Below are 20,468 nucleotides of genomic sequence, written 5' to 3'. Positions count from 1 at the left end.
GGGGCGGAGGGCACGCTGGCGTGCGGGGTGCTGGCGGACGGGCGGCTCGTGGGGCTGGCGGTGGTGGCCGCCCAGGCGAGTGGCGGCGCGGACGAGGTGGCCTTCACGACGGTGGGCGCGGGACTCGCGTTGCAGTAAGGGGCTCGTCGCCATGAACGTCCAGGTCCTCTTTCACGACAGCTGCTTCGACGGCGCCGCGAGCGCGGCCGTGTTCTCCCGCTTCTATCGGGAGCGCGTCCGGCCGGACGCGGCCTTCCGGTACCTCGGTCTGAACCACAAGCCGGGCGCCGAGGGCATCGACCCTGCGGTGTTCACCGGTGAGGAGAACGTCATCGTCGACTTCCGCTACAGCCAGGACGCGAGGCTCACGTGGTGGTTCGACCACCATGCCTCCGCCTTCCAGCAGCCGGGGGACGAGGCGCACTTCCGCGCGGACACCAGCGGGCGCAAGTTCCACGACGCGCACCGCAAGAGCTGCACGAAGTACCTGGCGGACGTGGCCCGGGAGCGCTTCGGCTGGGATGCGTCGCCCCTGTCGGACCTCATCCACTGGGCGGAAATCATCGACGGGGCCCAGTTCCCCTCGCCGCAAATGGCGGTGGCGCTGGAGGAGCCGGCGCTGCGCATCATGACGGTGCTGGAGGCCAACAAGGACCCGGGCCTCATCCCCGAGGTCATCCGCCGCATGCAGTCCGATTCGCTGGTGGACATCGCCGCCTCGCCGCTCATCGCCACGCCGCTTGCGCCGCTGCTGGCGCGCCACCAGGCGAACATCGAGCTGGTGCGTGCCCAGGCGCGCTACGAGCGCGGCGTCGTCTTCTTCGACCTCGTGGATGAAGGCGTGGACAGCCTCAACAAGTTCATCGCCTACGCCCTCTACCCGGACGCGCGCTACACGCTGTGGGTGGGGAAGGGGGCCTCGCGGGCCAAGGTGTCCATCGGCTCCAACCCGTGGAAGCCGGAGCTGCGGCGGCACGACTTGTCCGCCATCGCCGGGCGCTACGGCGGAGGCGGGCACCCGGTGGTGGCCGCGGTGAGCTTCAAGGCGGACCGGTCCGACAAGGCGCGCGCCGCCTATGCGGAGATTCTCGCGGAGCTGTCCTCCGACGCGTGACGGCGCGGGCGTCAGCGGTGCTCGAAGAAGCGGAAGCCCGCCTGTCGCAGCAGCCGCACCACCGTCACCATGGGCAGGCCCTGCACGTTGGCGCGGTCGCCGTCGAGCCGCTCCAACAGGGCCTGTCCGGCCTCCTCCACGCGGTAGCTGCCGCAGCAGCCCTCCCACTCGTTCAGGTCGAGGTAGCGCTCCAGCTCCTCGTCCTTCACCGCGTAGAACGTCAGCCGCGCCGTCTCCACGGCCTCGTGCGCCTCGCCGCCGGGCCCCACCAGGCACACCCCGGTGTGGATGGCGTGGGTGGTGCCCACCAGCTTGCGCAGTTGCTCCCGAGCCGCGCTCCGGTCCACGGGCTTGGAGAGGACTTCGCCCGCCACCTCGACGAGCTGGTCCGCGCCCAGCACCCAGGCCTCCGGGTGCCGCTGATGCACCGCGCGGGCCTTGCGCGACGCGAGCGCCCGCACGGCCTCCGTCACCGACAGGTGCGGGGCCACCACCTCGTCCACGCCGGGGGCCTCGGCGCGGTAGGGAAGCCTCAGTCCATCCATCAGGGCCCGCCGGGCGCTCGACGTGGAGGCCAGAATCAATTCGCTCATGGGATGGGCAACCTAGTGCAGTGTGGAGCGGGTGGGTGTCCGGTCGCGTCAGCAGGCGAGCATGCACGTCCTGGCTTCCCGGGCACGGGGTGATGCCGTACCCTGGCGGCCCATGTCGCGGCGCGGTCTGCTCGCCTTCTGTCTCCTCATCGTTGCCTGCAAGCGCGGCCCTCCGGCCTCCGAAGCGCCGGACGCGTCCTGTCCGGCCGTGCCTGCCCTCAGCGGGCCTGGCGCCGGGTCGCCCACCGCCAGCGTGCGCCCCGCGCCGCCTCCCGAGGACGCCACCCACCGGATGCAGCCGCTGGCCGTGTGCCGCTCGGACGGCGCGGCCCCGTTGGATGCGTCGCGTCGCTACTTCGAGGAAGGCCGCTTCGAGGAGTCCCTGTCCTGCGCCGCCCAGGCCGCCGCGCTGGAGCCGGACCTGGCCACCGCCCACGCGGAGCGCGGCGTGGCGCTGGCCGCCCTGGGCCGCGAGACGGAGGCGCAGCTCGCCTATGCGCGGGCGCTCGCCATCGACCCGGGGGACCCGTCCGCGCTCCTGGGCTCGGCGCACCTGTACGCCGTGCAGCTGTCCTCCACCCGGGAGCGGGACGAACTGGGCGCGCTCTACGCGGAGCGCGGCCTGTCCCAGCCCAACACGCCCCCGGAGCTGATTCCGCACCTCGCGCTGGTGGCCGCCATGGCCTTCAATGATTTGGGGCAGGCGGAGTCCTCGCTGGCGCACTCGGCCATTGTCCTGGCGCGAAATCCCGGCAGCCGCGAGGCCCTCTACGAGCGCGCCCTGGCCCTCTTCGAGCTGTGCCGCTTCCGGGAGGCCCGCACCGCCTTCACCCGCCTCGTGGACGACCCGGAGCGCGCCGCGCACGCCCACCACCACCTGGGGCTCCTGCTGGAGCGCGAGGGCAAGTGGGAGCAGGCGCAGGGCCACTTCGACCAGGCGCGCACGCTGGCGCCCGACGACTTCCCCGAGCCGCCGCTGCCCGCGGAGGAGGACTTCCGCGCTCAGGTGGTGAAGGCCGTCGCCGAGCTGCCCAGGGACATGCGGGGGGACTTGGACGGCGTGCCCGTCACGGCGGAGGAGCTGCCCGCGGACGCGGACCTGCTGGCCAACCAGCCGCCGCTGTCGCCCACGATTCTGGGCCTCTTCCGGGGCCCGCCGCTGGGCGAACCCTGTGACGGCTCCGAGGTGCCGTGCCGCTCTGTGGTGCTCTACCGCCGCAACCTGGCGCGCGCCGTCCGGACGCCCGAGGAGCTTCGCGAGCAGATCCGCGTGACGTTGCTGCACGAAATCGGGCACCTTCGCGGCGAAGACGACGAAGAACTGGCCGCTCGCGGCCTGGAGTGAGCCTGATGCCCCCCCATGCAGCCCTGCCCGTCGCGCGTGTCAGCCCCAAGGGGGCGCGCTCGCTGCGGCACTTCAATCCCTGGTTGTACCGCACCGAAATCGCCGCCCCGCCCGACGTGAAGGGCCCCGGCGCCGTGGTGCTGGTGGTGGACGCCCAGGGCAACCCCATTGGCCAGGCCCTCTACGCCCGCCGCTCGCCCCTGGCGCTGCGCCTGCTGACGCGCAAGAGCCCCGCCGAGGAGCCGGTGGACGACGCCTTCTTCCGCCGCCGCCTGGAGGCCGCCCTGGCGCGCCGGGCGTTTCTGTCCAGCCGTGACGGGCTGCGGCTGGTGCACGGCGAGGCGGACCAGCTCCCGGGCCTCTTCGTGGACCGCTACGGAAAGGGCCTCACGCTCCAGACGCTCTCCGAGGGCATGGACGCGCGCAAGGAGACGCTGGCGAAGATGCTGGTGGAGCTCACCGGCGCCACCCACGTCATGTGCCGGGATGACGCCTCTGGCCGTGACTTCGAGGGCCTGCCGCGCGAGGCGCGCCTGCTGCACGGCGAGGGCGCCGCGCGCTTCGCCTACCACGAGGGGGAGAACCGCTTCGAGGTCGACCTGCAGGGCGACATGAAGACGGGCGCCTTCCTGGACCAGGTGGACAACCACCTGCGGGCCGGGGAGCTGGCGCGCGGCGAGGGGCTGGACCTCTTCAGCTACCACGGGGGCTTCGCGCTCTCGCTGGCGCGCACCTGCACGTCCGTACTGGCGGTGGAGCAGGACGAGAAGGCCGCCGCGCGCGCCAAGGCCAACGCCGAGGCCAACGGCCGCGCCAACGTCACCGTGGAGAACGCCAACGCCTTCGACGTGCTGCGCCGCTTCGACACCAGCGGGCGTCGCTTCGACACCGTGGTGTTGGACCCCCCCGGGCTGGCCAAGCGCCGCGAGGGCCTGGCCACCGCGCTGCGCGCCTACCATGAGCTGAACCTGCGCGCCTTCCGCTGCCTCAAGCCGGACGGGCTGCTCGTCACCTGCTCCTGCTCCGGCAAGCTGGACCGCGCCGCCTTCGAGGAGATGGTGCTGGCGGCCGCCGCGGACGCGAAGCGGCCGGTGCAGATTCTGGAGCGGCGGGGCGCGGGGCTGGACCACCCGGTGCTGGCCGGGCTGCCGGAGACGGAGTACCTGAAGGCCCTCTACGTGCGCGCCCTCTGACGAGGCAAGGGGCGGGGCTGGGGCCTACGGAATGCCCAGCTCCTTGCGCAGCCGGCCCACGACCTTGAAGTACTCCGTCCGGGGGAAGGGGACGTTGAGGATGTGGAAGTCCTTCTTCGCCAGGCCCACGCAGCCGAAGCAGTAGTTGCAGTCCTGCAGGTTGCGGCTCAGCACCAGGTACGCGCTGGTGGAGCAGTTCTCGCTCTGGACGCAGTACGCGCAGGCGTTGCAGCTCTTGCAGTCCACGCAGTGCGAGCAGTTGTTGCACAGCTCGCACCGGGTGCAGTGCGTGCACGTGAAGCAGCTGTCGCAGTCCTTGCAGAACATGCAGTTGGCGCAGCGCTGACAGCCCTCACACGCGTAGGAGCCGGGGTTGCCCGGATCGGACGCGAAGCTCTTGGCCAGCTTCTGGAACTGCTCCAGGAACTCCCGCTTGCCCAGGGTGGACACCAACTCCCGCGCCGCCTTCTCCTGCGCGACCAGGTCCGCCTTATCGGGCCGCGTTCCTTTGTCCTTCACCACCTGGGACACTCCTTCATCAGTTCGGACCGGGCCTCAGGCGAGCCAGTCCCGCGAGGTCGATGCCGCGCGCCACCCGGCGCACCTCCACCGTACCCGGAAATCCCCGGCTGGTGACGGCAACCACGTAGCGCCCCCCCACAAGGAGGTTCGCTTCGGCCACGGACTCCTCCGCGTCGTACCGCACGAAGCCCACGGCGTCGTCCATGTGGATGGGCGCGGACGGGTCACTGGCCGGCTTGCCCCGGGAGCGGTCGGCGGCCTCCTGGATGGCCTTGCCAATGCGCTCGCCCATGGTGGTGTCCACGATGCGCACCTTCACCTCGCGCCCCTCACCTCGGGTGTAGCGCCGCTCGGCCTCGGAGACGGACACCTCGCCGTACTTTCCGGTGGAGCCCTGGGTGTGCGCCACCGTGAAGCCGTCCAGCCGTTCTGGAAGGAAGGGCGCCAACTGCTTGAAGTACACGCAGGGCGCGCTCGCCGCCGGCACCACGGGTGTCACCTCCGGGGACGCGCCGGACCCGCCGAGGCATCCCGTGCCCAGGACGAGTGCGAGAAAAGCGCCAGAGCGCCTGGGGAAAAAAGAGTCGCGCACGAACGAATCAAAGGGTATCCCCGCCCCGCGCGCAATGGACCTCTCGAAGCTCAATCCTCCGCAGCGCGAGGCCGTGGTCACCCTGGAGGGACCGCTCCTCGTGCTGGCAGGCGCTGGCAGCGGCAAGACGCGCGTCATCACCCACCGCATCGTCCACCTGCTCAACGAGCGGCCAGGCCTCATCATGGCCCGCAACATCCTGGCGGTGACCTTCACCAACAAGGCCGCCACGGAGATGAAGGAGCGCCTGGTCCACATGGCGGGGCCTCGGGCGCAGGGCGTGCTGGTGTGTACGTTTCACGCCTTTGGCGCGGAGATGCTCCGCGAGGACATCCACCGGCTGGGGTGGCCCAGGAAGTTCGCCATCGCCGACATGGGCGACCAGCTGGCCAACATCCGGCGCGCCATGCGTGAGCACAAAATCGACGACCGGTCGTTTGATGCGCGCAAGGTGCTCAACCTCATCTCCAAGGCGAAGAACTCCGGCAAGGCGCCGGAGCCCAAGCCGGAGGGGATTGGGGATGACTACGACCTCATCACCCACATGGTGTACCCGGACTATCAGCTGTCGCTGAAGGCCCAGGGCTCCGTGGACTTCGACGACCTGCTGCTGCTGCCCGCGCGCCTGCTGCGTGAGCACCCGGACCTCTACGAGAAGTACACCAAGCGCTTCCGCTACCTGCTGGTGGACGAGTTCCAGGACACCAACACCGCGCAGCTGGAGCTGCTGAAGCTGCTGGCGGGCCGCTCCCGCAACGTGTGCGCGGTGGGCGACGACGACCAGTGCATCTATTCGTGGCGCGGCGCGGAGGTGCGCAACATCCTCGACTTCGACCGCCTCTTCCCGGGAGGGAAGGAGGTCCGGCTGGAGCAGAACTACCGCTCCGTCCAGACGGTGCTGGACGCGGCCAACGCCGTCATCGCGAAGAACCCCGAGCGCAAGGCCAAGCAGATGTGGACCGACCGCAAGGGGGGCGCGAAGGTGAAGGTGGTGACGTGCCCCAATGACGAAGAGGAGGCCCGCTTCGTCGCGCACGAAATCCAGAAGCACATGGCCCTGGGCGTCTCCGCGGACGACATCGCCGTGCTCTACCGGACCAACGGCCAGTCCCGCCCCATTGAAGAGACGCTGCGGGAGAAGAACATCGGCTACGAGGTGGTGGGCGGCAGCGAGTTCTTCGACCGGCGCGAGGTGAAGGACGTCATCGCGTACTTCAAGGTCATCGTGAACAAGCTGGACGAAATCTCGCTCCTGCGCGTCGTCAACGTGCCCTCGCGCGGCATTGGCGACGTGACGATGGAGCGCCTGAACGTCCACGCCCGGGGCGAGGGCGTCACGCTGTGGACGGTGATGAAGAAGGCCACCGACTATGAGGACCTGCCGCCGGGGGCCGGGGCCCGGGTGGCGGACTTCGTGGACCTGGTGGAGCGCTACCGCGCCGCGTACGAGCACGGCCAATTGGCCAACGTGACGCGCAAGCTGCTGGAGGAGATTGGCTTCCGCGAGGCCACCCGCGCCCACGCCACCAGCGCCACCGCCGCGGACAAGAAGCTCAAGGGCGTGGACGGCGTGCTCAACTCGCTGGAGAACTTCGAGAAGCGCGAGGGCCCCAAGGCCAGCCTGCCGACGTACCTCAACCGCCTGAGCCTGGACACCCGGCAGGAGGAAGAGGAGGTGCCGGGCGCCAACCGCCGCGTCACCCTGATGACGGTGCACGCCTCCAAGGGCCTGGAGTACCGGCTCGTCTTCTTCATCGGCATGGAGGAGGACCTGATGCCCCACGGGGGCATGCAGGGCGAGGCGCAGAACCTCGAGGAGGAGCGGCGCCTCTGCTACGTGGGCATCACCCGCGCCAAGGAGGTGCTCTACCTCACCCGCGCGGCCACCCGCGTGAAGCGCGGCAAGGAGGTGCCCCGGACGCCCTCGCGCTTCCTGGAGGACCTGCCGCCGGAGGTGATTGAGACGGTGGAGATGGACGCGCCGCGTCAGGGGCCTCCCACTACGGAGGAGAAGAACTTCTTCGCCAACCTGAAGGAGCGCTTCAAGAAACCCGCGACTCCAGGGGCCCCTCCAGGCGGCGCCGGGCCGTCCGGGGGCGCGGCCCGGTAGGTGGGCGCTCCCTGTCCGGGGCGTCCCGGAGGGGGAGGGCAGGGAATCCAGACGTCCGGTGCGGTGCGACCTTGACTTGATCCGCCACACCCACTAGGACGGTCGGCCTTTCCGGGCCTCCGTGAAGTTTTCACGGTCGACCCGCGGTTGATTAAGCACGAGCAGCGGTCCCTGGAATGCACACGGCGGCCGCGAGAAGTCTGGAGTGCACGAAATGTCGCAGAAGACCTACAGCGCGAAGGCTGGGGACATCAAGCGCCAGTGGCACGTCATTGACGTGTCCGACAAGGTGCTGGGCCGCACGGCGAGCCAGATTGCCACCCTGCTGAAGGGCAAGCACAAGGCCATCTACACGCCGTCCATGGACACGGGCGACCACGTGGTCGTCATCAACGCCGAAAAGGTGAAGGTGACGGGTACGAAGGAGCAGGACAAGATGTACTACCGGCACCCGCGTGCGGGTTTCCCGGGCGCCCTGAAGATCACCAACCTGGAGAAGCTCCGCCAGCGTCACCCCGAGGACATCATCATCAACGCCGTGCGGCGCATGCTTCCGCGCAACGCGCTGGGCCGCCAGATGATGACGAAGCTGAAGGTCTACGCAGGTGACACGCACCCGCACGCGGCCCAGAAGCCTGCCGCGTTCGAGGTCGAGGCGTAAGGGAGACAACGTCCATGCCCATCCACCAAGAGCTCGGTTTCTACGCCACCGGCCGCCGCAAGGAGGCCACCGCCCGCGTCTGGATTCGTCCTGGCACTGGCCTCGTCACCATCAACGGCCGCGAGCTGAACGAGTACTTCGGCCGCGAGACGTCCAAGATGGTCCTCAACCAGCCCCTCGAGATCCTCGAGCAGAAGGGCAAGGTTGACGTCACGGTCAACGTCAAGGGTGGCGGTCTCTCCGGCCAGGCCGGCGCCATCCGTCACGGCATCGCCCGTGCGCTGTGCTCCTTCAACCCGGAGTTCCGTCCGGCGCTGAAGAAGGCCGGCTTCCTCACCCGCGATGCTCGCGCGGTCGAGCGCAAGAAGTACGGTCAGCCGGGCGCGCGTCGCCGGTTCCAGTTCTCCAAGCGCTAAGCGACTCGCTCGGCAGCTGGGTTGTCCTCACGCGGCGGGGGTCCTCATTCGGGGGCCTCCGCCGATGTGTTTTCGGGGTCCATCACGCCCCATCGCATGCGTGCGCGAGCGTCTGGTAGCATCCGCTCCGCTCATGGAACTCAACGAGATCCTCCAGATCGCCCTGCGCGGCGGTGCCTCCGACATTCATCTCAAGGCAGGCCTGCCGCCCATGTTCCGCGTGGACGGTTCGCTGGTTCCGCTGAAGGACGGCCGCCGCCTCCCTCCCGAGGAGGTGGCGCGTATGGCCTTCGGCATCATGAACGAGTTCCAGAAGGAGAAGTTCAAGGGGAGCAACGAGGTGGACCTGGCCTACGGCGTGCCGGGGCTCGGGCGCTTCCGCGTGAACGTCTTCCAGCAGCGTGGCACCGTGGGCGCCGTGCTGCGTGTCATCCCCTTCAAGGTGATGAGCATCCAGGACCTGATGCTGCCCCAGATTCTCGCCAAGATTTGCGGGGAGGAGCGCGGCCTGGTGCTGGTGACGGGCACCACGGGCTCCGGCAAGTCCACCACGCTGGCGGCGATGATTGATTACATCAACGCCAACGAGACCAGCCACATCATGACGATTGAGGACCCCATCGAGTTCCTCATTCGCGACAAGCGCTCCATCGTGAACCAGCGCGAGGTGGGCGTGGACACGATGAGCTTCGCGCAGGCGCTCAAGAGCGCGCTGCGGCAGGACCCGGACGTCATCCTCGTGGGCGAAATGCGAGACCACGAAACCATCGAAACGGCGCTCCACGCCGCGGAGACGGGCCACCTGGTGATGTCCACGCTGCACACGCTGGACGCGACGGAGACCATCAACCGCATCGTCTCCGCCTTCCCGCCGCACCAGCAGAAGCAGGTGCGCCTCCAACTGGCCAGCGTGCTCAAGGGCGTGGTGTCCCAGCGTCTGGTGCCGCGCGCGGACGGCAAGGGCCGCGTGGCCGCCGTGGAGGTGCTGCGTGTCACGGCCCGTGTCCGCGAGATGATCGAAGACAAGGACCGCACGAAGGAGATCCACGACGCCATTGCCCAGGGCACGGACACGTACGGGATGCAGACCTTCGACCAGTCGCTGATGAGCCTGGTGCGGCAGGGGCTCGTCACCTACGAGGAGGCCCACCGGCAGGCCACCAACCCGGACGACTTCGCGCTGCGCTTCTCCGGCATCAGCGGCACGTCCGACTCCAAGTGGGACAACTTCGATTCGAAGCCCGGCGATTCGCGGCCCATCCCCGGCTCCTCCGCCTTCGCGCAGAAGGGGGCGCCCACGGGTGCGCCAGCGCCGCAGGCCGCGCCCGCTCCGGCGCCCATGGCGCAGCCCATGCGTCCAGCGGCGCCGGCGCCCCATCAGATGCGTCCGGGCGCTCCGCCGCCGCAGGCCACGCGTCCGGGGGCTCCGTCCGGCGCGCCGGTGGGGCGTCCCATGGCGCCGCCCGCCGCGCGCCCGCCTGCGCCCGCTCCGGCCCCGGCACCCGCCGCGGCAGGTGGGGACGACGACTTCCAGATCGAGCGCTTCTAACGGCGCCGCTGTCCCCGACAGCGGCGGTTACGCGTCGTCCTCACCCAGCAGCGCGCGCAGCCGGGACAGGCGGATGGGGCCGACGAGGCCCTCCTTGGACAGCGCCTGGAGCAGCTGCGCGGTGGCCTGAACCTTGGCCTCCTGCTCCTCCTCGGGACGGTCCACCACCTCCGCGTCGAGCACGGCCTCCATGTGCTCGGGGTTGATGGGCGCGGGCCCTTCCGACCACGCGATGTCGAAGAGGGCGCGGGCCATGCCCTCACGCACCTTCCGCTCCGCGTCGTTGGCCGCGGCCTTCACGAACGTGAGGAAGAGCGCGTCCACCGCCTCCTTGGTGAGCGCGGCCAGCGCGGGCACTTCGCCCAGCGCCTCCTTCACGTATTCGCTGTCGAAAGCGTCCACGTCCTGCTCGTAGCCGAAGGCCTCCTCCAGGAGGACGGAGGCCAGGAACGCGTCCGTCTCCTCTGGGCTGGCGCCTTCCTCGGCCAGGGCCTCGCGCGCCTTCTTCGTGGGCTCGGCCAGGGTGGCGTCCTGGTCCAGCGCGCGGACCGCGGCGTGGGCCGCCAGCAGCACGAGCGAAGCCTGGGCGTCGGTGGACAGGGTTCGGCCTCCCACGCCCAGCAGCACGGACTTGTGCTTCGGGTTGGCGGAGGCGGCGTCGGTGAAGGCCTGCTCTTCCGCGGAGAGGTCTCCGCCCGACTGCTGCTTGAGGAGCGTCTCCCGAGCGGCATCGGCGGCGAGGAAGCGGGCGAGTACGGGGTGCATGGCCGGGCCTGTTACCACATGCTAGGTATCCCGCCATGCCTCCGGAGGACGAAGGGCCCGACGCTGTTCGCCGTGCCACGGACGCGTGCCTGAAGCGCTTGTCCATGCGCGCGCGCAGCCGCCGCGAGCTGGAGCAGGCCCTGGCCCGGAAGGGCTTCACCGAAGCGGTGCGCGAGGCCGCGCTCGCCCGCGTGAAGGACTGGGGCTACCTGGACGACGAGCGCTTCGCGCGCGAGCGGGCCACCCAGCTCCTGGGCCGGGGCCGGCTGGGGCCGGAGGCGGTGGCCCACCGGCTGCGGGCGCACGGGCTGGAGGAGGGCACGGCCCAGCAGGCCCTCTCCGAGGCGAGCGACGCGGTGTCCTTCGACGCGCTGGCCACGGCCCGCGCGGTGCTGGAGAAGCGGGGGCTGCTCGGCCGCCCGCTGGAGGCCAGGGAGCGGGCCCGCGCAGGACGGCTCCTGGACAGCCGGGGCTTCTCGGAGGACGTCATCTACCGGTTGCTCGGAGAAGCTTCACTGGACCCCTCGGGGCCGGAGGAATAGCGTGGTGGGGATGCGTTCCGCCGTCGCCTTTCTGTCCGCCTTCCTGTTGTTCGGTACCGGGTGTGCGTCCCTCACGCAGGGCCAGGCCGGTGAGCCTGACTATGCCGCCGTCGCCGACGAAAACCTGCGGCTCGGCTCCGAGGCCCTGGAGAACAAGGACTTCTTCCGCGCCCAGAAGTACTTCGAGTACGTCCGGACGAAGTTCCCGTACCAGGAGGCCGCCCGCGAGGCCGAGCTGAAGCTGGCCGACGTGGACTTCGAGCGCGAGGCGCTCCCCGAGGCCAAGGAGCAGTACCAGTCCTTCATCAAGCTCCACCCCACGCACGCCAAGGTGGACTACGCGGCCTTCCGCTCCGCGCTGACGCACGTGCAGGCCTACCCCTCCGAGTTCTTCGCCCTGCCGCCTTCCCACGAGAAGGACCAGGGCGAAATCCGCTCCGCGCTGGTGGCCATGGAGGGGTTCCTGCGCCAGTACCCCCAGTCTCAGTATGTGGCGGAGGCGAAGACGCACCGGGAGGACGCCCAGCGCCGGCTCGCCTTGCACGAGCTGTACGCGGCCCAGTTCTACCAGAAGCGTGAGCGCTGGAAGGCCGTGGCCCAACGCCTGGAAGGGCTGCTGCGCCGCTACCCGGGCACGCAGTACGAGGAGGAGGCCCTCTTCGACCTGCACGACGCGTACGTGAAGCTGAATGACCCGCAGAAGGCGCAGGACACGCTGCGCCAGGTGCTGCGCCGCCTGCCCGGCACGCCCGCGGCGGAGCGCGCCCAACGTATGCTGGGCTCGTGAGGACGACCCAGGACTGGAGCCGCCTGGGTGGCGGCCTCATCGTCATCCTGGCGCTGAGCGCCACCCTGGCCCTGTTCGTTCCACGCTTCCTGGGCGCCGCGGCGGGCCCCGAGCTGGAAATCATCACCGCGCTCAAGGAGACGGAGTCCAGCGGCCTGTCGCTGCCCGTGCCCGGCGCGCCGGGGCCGCTGACGTCCCGGCAGCACCGCTTCGCCCGCATCACCGTCAACGTGGCGCCCGGAGGTCGGCGGGCGGAAGCGCAGGCCACGCTCGACTTCGAGGGCGCCCTGGGCGACACCCGGGTGGGCACCGCGGGCGTGGAGCGGGTACCCTTCGTGGTGCGAAACGGGTCCTGGGTGCCGGAGACGACGCCAGCGCCCCGGCTCCTGGCGGTGGTGACGGCGCTGGAGTCCCGCCGCAGGGCGCTCCAGGCCGCGGACGCGGAGTCCCTGGTGCGGCTGGCGGGGCCGGGCACGCCCGGCGTGGGCGGGCCGGAGTGGGAGCAGTTGCGCCAGGTCCGGGCGCGGGGTTACCAGGTGGAAGCGTGGTACGTGCGGCTGGAGCGGGACGACGCGGTGGTGACGGAGCATTGGCGCCTTCAGGGGGCGCTGCCGGCGCGGCCGGTGGACACCCGGGGCCAGCGGCGACTCTCGTTGTCGCTCAGTGGTGATGAATTCTTGTTTTCTCCCAGCCTCATGTAGGCTAGCCGTCTCGGAGGCAGGGCCCTGGCGGGCCGATTCATGGACGAGCCCCTCAAGCAGCTACTGACCCTCGGGCGCGGCTACTTCGAGAAGAAGCAGTACGCGCAGGCCGAGCAATACCTCGCGAAGATCGTCGAGCAGAATCCGACGTTCGCGGACGTATTCAACATGCTCGGCATCATCTACCACGACCAGGGGCAGTTCGCCCGGGCGCAGCGCGCGTTCGAATCCGCGCTACAGCTCAACCCCGCCTATACCGAGGCGGCGCTCAACCTGGCCGTCATCTACAACGACATGGGGAAGTACGCCGAGGCGAAGGAGGTCTACCAGGCCGCCCTCTCCCAGCAGAAATCCGGCCCGGACGAGCTGGACCCCTACGTGGAGAAGAAGATCGCCAACATGTACGGCGAGATTGGCGACGTCTTCGCCTCCAGCGGCGTGTGGGCCAAGGCCATTGAGGAGTACCGGCGCGCGCTCGCGCTGTGTCCTCAGTTCGTGGACATCCGCCTCAAGCTGGGCAACGCCCTGCGCGACGCGGGGGACAACGCGGCGGCCCTCATCGAATACGAGCAGGTCATCGCCCAGAACCCGGCTTTCATTCCGGGACACATCCAGTATGGAGTCGCGCTGTACTCGGCCGGGCGGCGGGCGGAGGCGGTGCAGGTCTGGGAGGACGTGCTGGTGCGCAGCCCCGGTAACAAGAGCGCGCAGATGTACCTCAACCTGGTGAAGGACCCCGGCAAGGCGGAGCAGGCTGGCTGACGACCATGGACACCCAAAAGACCTACGCCCTCAAGTTCATCTCAGGGAAGTACCAGGGCGGCGAATTCCCGCTGAAGGCGGACAAGCAGATCGTCATCGGCCGCTCCAGTGAGCTGGACATGGTGCTCGTGGAGGACATGGTCTCCCGCAAGCACGCGCGCATCAGCTTCTCCGATGGGAGCATCACCATCGAGGACCTGGGCTCCACCAACGGCACCTTCGTCAACGGTGAGAAGGTGAAGCAGTCCCGCTTGAAGGAAGGGGACCGCATCCTCATTGGCACGTCCATCCTCAAGCTCGTGCACCAGGGCGCTGAAGGCGCCAGCGTGGATGAGGGCACCGCCCGGCTGAAGCTGGAGGAGGCCGCCGCGGCCCAGGCCGCGCGGACGACCAACAAGGCCAGCTCCATGACGGGGAAGATTGAAGAGATTCCCCTCCCGGACCTGCTCCAGCTGTTCCACACGTCCAAGAAGAACGGCGTGCTGGTGGTGCAGCGCAGCGACCAGGAAGGGCGCATCTACCTGCGCCAGGGCCGCGTGTACTACGCCGTCATCGGTGAGAATCACAACCTGGGTCCGCAGAAGAGCTTCAACCGCATCATCACCTGGGAAGAGGGCGACTTCGAGCTGCGCCCGGCGGAGAACCAGGAGTTCATGGTGGAGCTGGACTCGTCCACCGAGGCGCTCCTCATGGACGCGCTCCGCCAGCTGGACGAAATCAAGCGCCTGCAGCCCAGCCTCCCGGCGGCGGACGCCGCGCTGGCGCTGGCCTCGCCGCTGACGCCGCCGCTCAAGGAGCTGGCGCCGGAGCTGCTGGACGTGCTGCAGCTGGTGCACAACTACGGCACCCTGAACGCGGTGATGGACCACGCGGACGCGGACGACGTCGTCACCGCCGAGGCCGTGGTGCAGCTGCTCAAGCGGGACTACATCCGAGCGGCCTGAGCGGTGAACGGGCCGGGCCCTTTTCGGGGCCCGTGCCGGGACGGCGAGGCGCGGGGGAGCGGGCATGGCGGAGAAGAAGACGGACAAGGTGAAGCGCCTCACCGAGCTGAGCCACTGCGCGGGCTGCGCGGCGAAGCTGCGGGCCTCGGACCTGGCGCAGGTGCTGGGGGGGCTGAAGTCCACGAAGGGCCCCCAGGCGCTGGTGGGGTTCTCCACCAACGACGACGCAGCCGTGTACCGGCTGGCGCCCGGCATGGCCGTGGTGGAGACGGTGGACTTCTTCCCACCGGTGGTGGACGACCCGTTCCAGTTCGGGGCCATCGCCGCGGCCAACGCGTTGTCGGACATCTACGCCATGGGCGCGCGGCCCCTCTTCGCGCTCAACCTGGTGTGCTTCCCGGACGAGCTCCCGTTGAAGGTGCTGTCGAAAATCCTGGCGGGCGGCCAGTCCAAGGCGGACGAGGCCGGCATCCCCATCCTGGGCGGCCACAGCATCCGCGACCCCGAGCCGAAGTTCGGCATGGCCGTCACCGGCGTGGTGCACCCGAAGGAGGTGCTCACCAACGCGGGCGCGAAGCCGGGGGACGTGCTCTTCCTCACCAAGCCCCTGGGCTCGGGCATCGCCACCACCGCCATCAAGCGGGGCGTGGCCTCCAAGCAGCTGGCGAAGCGGGCGCTGGGCGTGATGACGACGCTCAACCGCGCCGCGGGTGAGGTGTTCGCCTCCGGGAAGTTCAAGGTGAACGCCCTCACGGACGTGACGGGCTACGGCCTGCTGGGGCACCTGCTGGAGATGATGACCGCGGCGAAGGCGCGCGCCATGCTGGACCTGGAGCGCATCCCGCTCATCGCGGAGGTGCCCGCGCTGGCGGAGGACGGCGTGGTGCCCGGCGGTACGAAGTCGAACCTCGCCCACGTCCACAAGAAGGTCCGCTTCCCCGAAGGGCTGCCCGAGTGCATCCAGTGGGTGCTCGCGGACGCGCAGACCAACGGCGGCCTCCTGGCCAGCGTCCCCGCACGTCAGGCGCTCAAGGCGCTCAAGGCGCTGGAGGCGGCCGGCGTGGACGCGGCGCTGATTGGTGAAGTCCAGGCAGGGAAGCCGGGCATCGACGTGGTGGGCTGAGGCCCTGATTTCGCGCTGGCGGCCGGGCTCCGCTAGCATGGGGCCCCAGCATGTCGTCGCCGCGCCGCCCCCTCCTCGGCCTCCTGTCGTTGCTCTGGCTGGTCCCCGTCATCGCCGGGGCGGCGGAGCGTCCCGCGCGCATCATCATCGACCCGGGACATGGTGGCGCGAAGGAAGGCGCCAAGGGCCCCGGCAAGCTGCGGGAGAAGGACGTCGCGCTCCAGATTTCGCTCCGCCTCCGGGACAAGCTCGAGGCCGCGGGGGGCGACGTGTTCCTGACGCGCGAGCGCGACACGCTGGTGTCGCTGACGGAGCGCGTGGCGTGGACCAATGACCACGCGCCCGACCTCTTCATCTCCATCCACGCCAACTCCATGCCCACCCGGCGGATGCGCGCGCGCACCGAGGGCGTGGAGACGTACTTCCTGTCCGCCAGCGCCTCCGGTGACGCCGCGCTCGCCGTGGCGGACCGGGAGAACGCGGAGGCGCCCCTGTCGCGCGCCGCGCGGACGGACTCCACGCTGGCCTTCATCCTCCAGGACCTGGCGCGCACGGAGGCGCACGCGGACTCCTCGCGCCTGGCCTACGCCATCCACCCGCGCCTCGTGCGCCGCACCCGCGCGGCGAACCGGGGCGTGCAGCAGGCCCCCTTCTTCGTCCTCTCCGGCGTGGAGTGCCCGGCCGTCCTCGTGGAGGTGGGCTACATCTCCCATCCCAAGGAGGGCCCCCGGCTGGGCCGGCCGGAGTACCAGGAGAAGCTGGCCGAGGCGATTGCCGAGGGCGTGCTGGCCTTCCTCAAGCAGACGCGGCGCAGGGATGCCGCCCGGGAGACCGAGGTGGCGGGCCCCGTGTCGCCCTGAGCGCACCGGCGCCAAGGCAAACGACACCCGCGCCGCGTGGCTCTGGTAGAGAAGGGGACGCTCGTCCTCATTTCCCAGGAGCCTGCTGTGCGTTCCTTCCAACGTGGTGCGCTGGACCTTCGCCCCGTCGTCCTCACCCCCGGTGTCTCCCGCTACGCGGAGGGCTCGGTCCAGGTGGAGTTCGGCCACACCAAGGTGCTCGTCACCTGCTCCACGGAGGAGCGCGTCCCGCCGCACCTGATGGGCAAGGGCTCCGGCTGGGTGACGGCGGAGTACGGCATGCTGCCGCGCGCCACGCACTCGCGGAACCCGCGCGAGTCCGCCAAGGGCAAGCAGACGGGCCGCACCATGGAAATCCAGCGGCTCATCGGCCGCTCCCTGCGCGCCGCGGTGGACCTGTCCACCCTGGGCACCCGCACCCTCACGCTGGACTGTGACGTGCTCCAGGCGGACGGCGGCACCCGCACCGCCTCCATCACCGGGGCCTATGTGGCGCTGGTGCTGGCGCTGCGCTCGCTGCAGAAGGCCGGCACGATTTCCAAGCTGCCCAAGCTCACGCCGCTGGCGGCCGTGTCCGTGGGCATCGTCAAGGGCGAGGTCCGGGTGGACCTGGACTACGACGAGGACTCCACCGCGGACGTGGACCTGAACCTGGTGGCCACCGCGGACGGCCGCATGGTGGAGCTGCAGGGGACGGCGGAGCACCAGCTCTTCGACCGCAAGGCCCTGGACGCCATGGTGGACGGCGGGCTGGCCGCCATCCAGCGGCTGACCGCCGCGCAGGCGCAGGTGCTGGGATGACGGTGAAGCCCCGGCTACTCTTCGCCACCTCCAACAAGGGGAAGCTGCGAGAGCTGCGCGGCCTCGTGGGAGACGCGGTGGAGGTGGTGTCCCTGGCGGACCTGCCCCCCGTGCCGGAGCCCGTCGAGGACGGCGCCACGTTCGAGGAGAACGCCGTGAAGAAGGCCCGTGCCTACGCGGACGCCACGGGGATGCTCACGTTGGCGGATGACTCCGGCCTGTGCGTGGACGCATTGGGCGGCCGGCCCGGCGTGCAGTCCGCGCGGTATGCCCCTGGGGATGACCGGGCCCGCTACGAGAAGCTGTTGACCGAACTGGCTGGCGTGCCCGACGAAAAGCGCACCGCGTCCTTCCGCTGCGCGCTGGCGCTGGTGAGGCCCGGAGGAGGGGAGGCGAAGGTGGAGGTGGGGCAGTGCACGGGCCGCATCGGCCACGCCCCCAAGGGCAGCCACGGCTTCGGTTATGACCCCGTCTTCATCCTCCCGGGAGGAGAGCGGGCCCTGGCGGAGCTGACGCCGGAGGAGAAGTCGGCCATCTCCCACCGGGGGAAAGCCTTCCAGAAGATGAAGCCCCACCTGCTGGGCTTGTAGCCGTTCGGAATGCGAGGCCGTCAGTCACGTCGGCCTTGCGCGTCCGTTCGGGATGGTTCAACAATGCCGGACTTCTCGGGGCGTAGCGCAGCCTGGTAGCGCACCTGCCTTGGGCGCAGGGGGTCGGAGGTTCGAATCCTCTCGCCCCGACTTGAAGTGCAGCATCGGAAGCAGGCGGCCCGGCCAGCTCCAGTAGCTCAGCTGGATAGAGCACCGACCTTCTAAGTCGGGGGTCGCAGGTTCGAGTCCTGCCTGGGGCGCCACCTTATCCGCCTGAAAGCCTTGAGGAAATGCCGTCGCCCGTAAGGGCGGCGGCACCTACTCGGCACGGGCTTACGGCCACGCTCTGGTATCGAAGGCGTAGATTCCCGCCGTGACTTGCCCAGTGGCCCTGTAGGTTGCAAGCATGGGGCGTTCTCAGAAGAGCTTGGACCTCAGGGTCGTCGGTGCGATCTTCGTCGCCATCATTTTGATGGTCATGGTGGGGCAGTTCCTTGGCGCTCGAAACACGGCGAGCGCGACGGATGGCACCCCTGCTCCAGCGCGTGTCGAGCGGGCCGCCAGGGGCTCGTGCATCATTGGCTTCAAGAGCAGCAGTTGTTTCGAGCTGACGCTGAGCGTTCATCCGCCGCGGCAGGCGGTCTTCACGACGAAAATCGACGTGAACATCCCTAACCAGTGGTCTTCCCGCGTCCAGCCCTCATCATGGGTGATGGTCGTTCTCGACCGTGAGGACCCGTCCAAGGTGGGCCTCGATTTGGATGCGTTCGAGCTGCCGCCTCCGGCACCTTCGTCGGACCCGGCGTCCGCCGCGACTGTTTCGCCCTAGCCGGCGATGCTCGCGAAAAGGCGTCAGTTTCCGATGAGTTGAGCGTCGTATCATTTGGGCCTTGTCACGGTCCCGGTTTCCACGATAGGGAAGCCGCCGCTTCAAACGCCGTTCGCGGTAACGCTGTAACGGCGGCCATAGCTCAACTGGTTAGAGCGCCGGACTGTGACTCCGGAGGTTACCGGTTCGATCCCGGTTGGCCGCCCTTCTTAACCCACCCTCGAATTTGCGTTCGTAGCTCAACTGGATAGAGCACCGGGCTTCGAACCCGGGGGTTGGGGGTTCAAGTCCCTCCGAGCGCGCACCTTCCAGCAGGTTGAAGCAGGAACGCCCCCGCCACTTTCGCAGCGGGGGCGCCCCCTCACAGCCTATCGGTCCCCGGCTCCGCTTCACGCATCATGGGCCACGCGGTTGCCGCCGCCCTTCGTCGCCGGCACCCGGCAGCGCAGCTCCGTCTCCGCCTCCAGCGCCAGCAGGTTCTCCCGCATGGCCTTGGCCCAGCGCGCCCGGGGCTGCTCCATCAGCTTCTCGTTGGCCAGGTCGATGGACTCGCTCAGCTCGTCGTCGGAGAGCTCGGAGGCCGTCTTCCCCTTGTGGGGGCCGAACGCCACCACCACGGCGCTCGGCTTGGGGCGTGGCGCGGGCTCCGGACTGGCCGCGGGTGGGGCCTTGGCCACCGGCTCCGGTTGGGGGGCCGCGGGGTTGGCCGCCGCCTCCAGGGGGGACTCGCGGGGACGCCTGGGCTGGAGCGGCACGTCGATGTCCAACTGGGCCGCGGCGGCCTGGGACGCGCGCGGCTCCTGGGATGGCAGCGGCGAGAAGGACGCCTTGATGGGGCCGGGTTTGGCGCCCAGCACCTCGTAGGGGCCGCTGCCGTGCTCATCCGCGTGCGACTCGTAGTCCTCGGCGGGCATCTCTTCCCGCACGTAGAGTCCACCGAAGGCCTCCGGGTACGCCTTGCGCAGGGCGGCCACGCGGGCGCACTTCTCAATCATGGTGGTGGGAATCTTGGACCACAGTGGCGTCTGCTGGACGTAGCCGCTGAAGTCCAACCACACCACCACCGGCAGCTTGTCCTCGCGCACCACACGCGACCAGGCGCCCACCAGCGCGCCCTTGCGCTTGGCGGGGTTGAAGCGGTGCACCACCTCGCCGCGGCCCTGGTCCACCACGATGTCGTCCTCGGCGAACACCGCGCTCGCCTGGATGCCCTTGAAGTCCGGGAAGCGCTCGGCGCGCGCGAGCATGCCGGCCTCGGAGGGCTGGAACTCGTACTTCGTCACCCAGTTGGGCCGCTCGCGGTTGCCGGCGTTCTGCCGGCGCGCCACGCAGAAGGCCTCCTTGAGGAGCGGGTCCAGGCCACTGCGCTTGCACTGCTCGATGAAGAGGGCGAACTCGTCCTCGCTGATGCCGCGAGGGCAGATGGTCCGCTTCACAAGCTCCACGCGCTCCCGCGTCCACCCGGCGTGCTGGCCTCCGTGGCCGCTCGCCGTTCCTTCCACCTTCTGTTGGGGGTTGGCTTCCATCGCTGTCTTCTCCTGCTACGTCCTGCGCGAAAAGGGCGGACGACCTCCGTCCGCCCGCATGGTTGCCGCGGGGTGCTCGGTGCTCTTGAGGTGACTGACCGCGGGCCGTCACGCGCCCGCCGTCCCGCCAGGCGGGGACGAAC

At 69.7% G+C, this 20,468-nt stretch carries 22 protein-coding genes and 4 tRNA genes; 21 read left to right on the top strand and 5 right to left on the bottom strand.

Features of this window, described 5'->3' with window-relative positions:
* Positions 1–151 precede the first annotated feature (151 nt).
* The gene (locus HV824_RS20160) at positions 152–1,114 is read left to right on the top strand and encodes a hypothetical protein (RefSeq protein WP_176424015.1); all 963 of its coding nucleotides are present in this window, start codon (positions 152–154) and stop codon (positions 1,112–1,114) included.
* An 11-nt stretch (positions 1,115–1,125) separates the two neighbouring features.
* On the opposite strand, the gene HV824_RS20155 is transcribed toward HV824_RS20160, so the two are convergent.
* Positions 1,126–1,707, bottom strand: a complete 582-nt coding sequence (locus HV824_RS20155; RefSeq protein WP_176424014.1) for a nucleoside triphosphate pyrophosphatase — start codon at positions 1,705–1,707, stop codon at positions 1,126–1,128.
* Between the two features lie 112 nt (positions 1,708–1,819).
* Here HV824_RS20155 and HV824_RS20150 point away from each other — a divergent pair, with 112 nt between their 5' ends.
* Entirely contained in the window at positions 1,820–3,052 is a 1,233-nt protein-coding gene (locus HV824_RS20150) for a metallopeptidase family protein (protein ID WP_176418820.1), read from the top strand.
* 5 nt (positions 3,053–3,057) lie between these two features.
* Positions 3,058–4,245, top strand: coding sequence for a class I SAM-dependent rRNA methyltransferase (locus HV824_RS20145; protein WP_176424013.1), 1,188 nt, complete (start codon positions 3,058–3,060; stop codon positions 4,243–4,245).
* Between the two features lie 24 nt (positions 4,246–4,269).
* Here HV824_RS20145 and HV824_RS20140 read toward each other — a convergent pair whose 3' ends face one another.
* Positions 4,270–4,767, bottom strand: coding sequence for a caib/baif family protein (locus HV824_RS20140; RefSeq protein WP_176418818.1), 498 nt, complete (start codon positions 4,765–4,767; stop codon positions 4,270–4,272).
* A gap of 16 nt (positions 4,768–4,783) precedes the next feature.
* Positions 4,784–5,266 (bottom strand): hypothetical protein, encoded by a 483-nt coding sequence (locus HV824_RS20135; protein WP_176418817.1) that lies wholly within the window; start codon positions 5,264–5,266, stop codon positions 4,784–4,786.
* Between the two features lie 127 nt (positions 5,267–5,393).
* On the opposite strand from HV824_RS20135, the gene HV824_RS20130 reads away from it, so the two are divergent.
* The 4 genes from HV824_RS20130 (at position 5,394) to HV824_RS20115 (ending at position 10,095) form a co-directional block, all read left to right on the top strand.
* Positions 5,394–7,469 carry an ATP-dependent helicase gene (locus tag HV824_RS20130; protein ID WP_176424012.1) on the top strand — a complete coding sequence of 692 codons (2,076 nt, stop codon included), beginning with the start codon at positions 5,394–5,396 and terminating at the stop codon, positions 7,467–7,469.
* A gap of 214 nt (positions 7,470–7,683) precedes the next feature.
* A complete protein-coding gene (rplM, locus tag HV824_RS20125; RefSeq protein WP_176418815.1) occupies positions 7,684–8,130 on the top strand; it encodes a 50S ribosomal protein L13 in 447 nt (148 codons plus the stop codon).
* 14 nt (positions 8,131–8,144) lie between these two features.
* Entirely contained in the window at positions 8,145–8,546 is a 402-nt protein-coding gene (gene rpsI, locus HV824_RS20120) for a 30S ribosomal protein S9 (RefSeq protein ID WP_140789134.1), read from the top strand.
* Between the two features lie 133 nt (positions 8,547–8,679).
* Complete coding sequence (locus tag HV824_RS20115; RefSeq protein WP_176418814.1) at positions 8,680–10,095, top strand: type IV pilus twitching motility protein PilT; 1,416 nt, start codon at positions 8,680–8,682, stop codon at positions 10,093–10,095.
* Between the two features lie 27 nt (positions 10,096–10,122).
* On the opposite strand, the gene HV824_RS20110 is transcribed toward HV824_RS20115, so the two are convergent.
* Positions 10,123–10,860 carry a hypothetical protein gene (locus HV824_RS20110; protein ID WP_176418813.1) on the bottom strand — a complete coding sequence of 246 codons (738 nt, stop codon included), beginning with the start codon at positions 10,858–10,860 and terminating at the stop codon, positions 10,123–10,125.
* 35 nt (positions 10,861–10,895) lie between these two features.
* On the opposite strand from HV824_RS20110, the gene HV824_RS20105 reads away from it, so the two are divergent.
* The 14 genes from HV824_RS20105 (at position 10,896) to HV824_RS20040 (ending at position 19,101) form a co-directional block, all read left to right on the top strand.
* Positions 10,896–11,402 (top strand): regulatory protein RecX, encoded by a 507-nt coding sequence (locus tag HV824_RS20105; RefSeq protein ID WP_176418812.1) that lies wholly within the window; start codon positions 10,896–10,898, stop codon positions 11,400–11,402.
* Between the two features lie 10 nt (positions 11,403–11,412).
* Positions 11,413–12,189 carry an outer membrane protein assembly factor BamD gene (locus tag HV824_RS20100; RefSeq protein WP_176418811.1) on the top strand — a complete coding sequence of 259 codons (777 nt, stop codon included), beginning with the start codon at positions 11,413–11,415 and terminating at the stop codon, positions 12,187–12,189.
* Positions 12,186–12,890, top strand: a complete 705-nt coding sequence (locus HV824_RS20095; RefSeq protein ID WP_176418810.1) for a hypothetical protein — start codon at positions 12,186–12,188, stop codon at positions 12,888–12,890. The genes HV824_RS20100 and HV824_RS20095 overlap by 4 nt, the downstream gene beginning before the upstream one ends.
* Positions 12,891–12,929: 39 nt before the next feature.
* Positions 12,930–13,652, top strand: a complete 723-nt coding sequence (locus HV824_RS20090) for a lipopolysaccharide assembly protein LapB (protein ID WP_176418809.1) — start codon at positions 12,930–12,932, stop codon at positions 13,650–13,652.
* A gap of 5 nt (positions 13,653–13,657) precedes the next feature.
* Positions 13,658–14,596: a DUF4388 domain-containing protein gene (locus HV824_RS20085; protein ID WP_176418808.1), complete on the top strand. Its 939-nt coding sequence runs from the start codon at positions 13,658–13,660 to the stop codon at positions 14,594–14,596.
* A gap of 64 nt (positions 14,597–14,660) precedes the next feature.
* The gene (selD, locus tag HV824_RS20080; RefSeq protein ID WP_176424011.1) at positions 14,661–15,719 is read left to right on the top strand and encodes a selenide, water dikinase SelD; all 1,059 of its coding nucleotides are present in this window, start codon (positions 14,661–14,663) and stop codon (positions 15,717–15,719) included.
* 50 nt (positions 15,720–15,769) lie between these two features.
* Complete coding sequence (locus HV824_RS20075) at positions 15,770–16,579, top strand: N-acetylmuramoyl-L-alanine amidase (RefSeq protein ID WP_176418806.1); 810 nt, start codon at positions 15,770–15,772, stop codon at positions 16,577–16,579.
* 87 nt (positions 16,580–16,666) lie between these two features.
* On the top strand, positions 16,667–17,380 hold the full coding sequence (gene rph / locus HV824_RS20070) for a ribonuclease PH (RefSeq protein ID WP_176418805.1): 714 nt from the start codon (positions 16,667–16,669) through the stop codon (positions 17,378–17,380).
* Positions 17,377–17,970 carry an RdgB/HAM1 family non-canonical purine NTP pyrophosphatase gene (rdgB, locus tag HV824_RS20065; RefSeq protein ID WP_176424010.1) on the top strand — a complete coding sequence of 198 codons (594 nt, stop codon included), beginning with the start codon at positions 17,377–17,379 and terminating at the stop codon, positions 17,968–17,970. Before rph ends, rdgB begins: the two co-directional genes overlap by 4 nt.
* 76 nt (positions 17,971–18,046) lie before the next feature.
* Positions 18,047–18,120, top strand: a tRNA-Pro gene (locus tag HV824_RS20060).
* A gap of 36 nt (positions 18,121–18,156) precedes the next feature.
* Positions 18,157–18,233 (top strand) — tRNA-Arg (locus HV824_RS20055).
* Between the two features lie 143 nt (positions 18,234–18,376).
* Positions 18,377–18,799, top strand: coding sequence for a hypothetical protein (locus HV824_RS20050; RefSeq protein WP_176424009.1), 423 nt, complete (start codon positions 18,377–18,379; stop codon positions 18,797–18,799).
* Positions 18,800–18,930: 131 nt separating this feature from the next.
* A tRNA-His gene (locus HV824_RS20045) sits at positions 18,931–19,004 on the top strand.
* A gap of 23 nt (positions 19,005–19,027) precedes the next feature.
* Positions 19,028–19,101, top strand: a tRNA-Arg gene (locus tag HV824_RS20040).
* An 87-nt stretch (positions 19,102–19,188) separates the two neighbouring features.
* Here the strand turns inward: HV824_RS20040 and bet are convergent.
* Positions 19,189–20,325: a phage recombination protein Bet gene (gene bet / locus HV824_RS20035; RefSeq protein WP_176424008.1), complete on the bottom strand. Its 1,137-nt coding sequence runs from the start codon at positions 20,323–20,325 to the stop codon at positions 19,189–19,191.
* Positions 20,326–20,468: the final 143 nt, after the last annotated feature.

This window comes from Myxococcus sp. AM009 (assembly GCF_013372605.1).
Taxonomy (GTDB): domain Bacteria; phylum Myxococcota; class Myxococcia; order Myxococcales; family Myxococcaceae; genus Myxococcus; species Myxococcus vastator.
The sequence above is the reverse complement of the archived record's forward strand: the minus strand, read 5'-3'. Positions and strand labels throughout refer to the sequence as shown.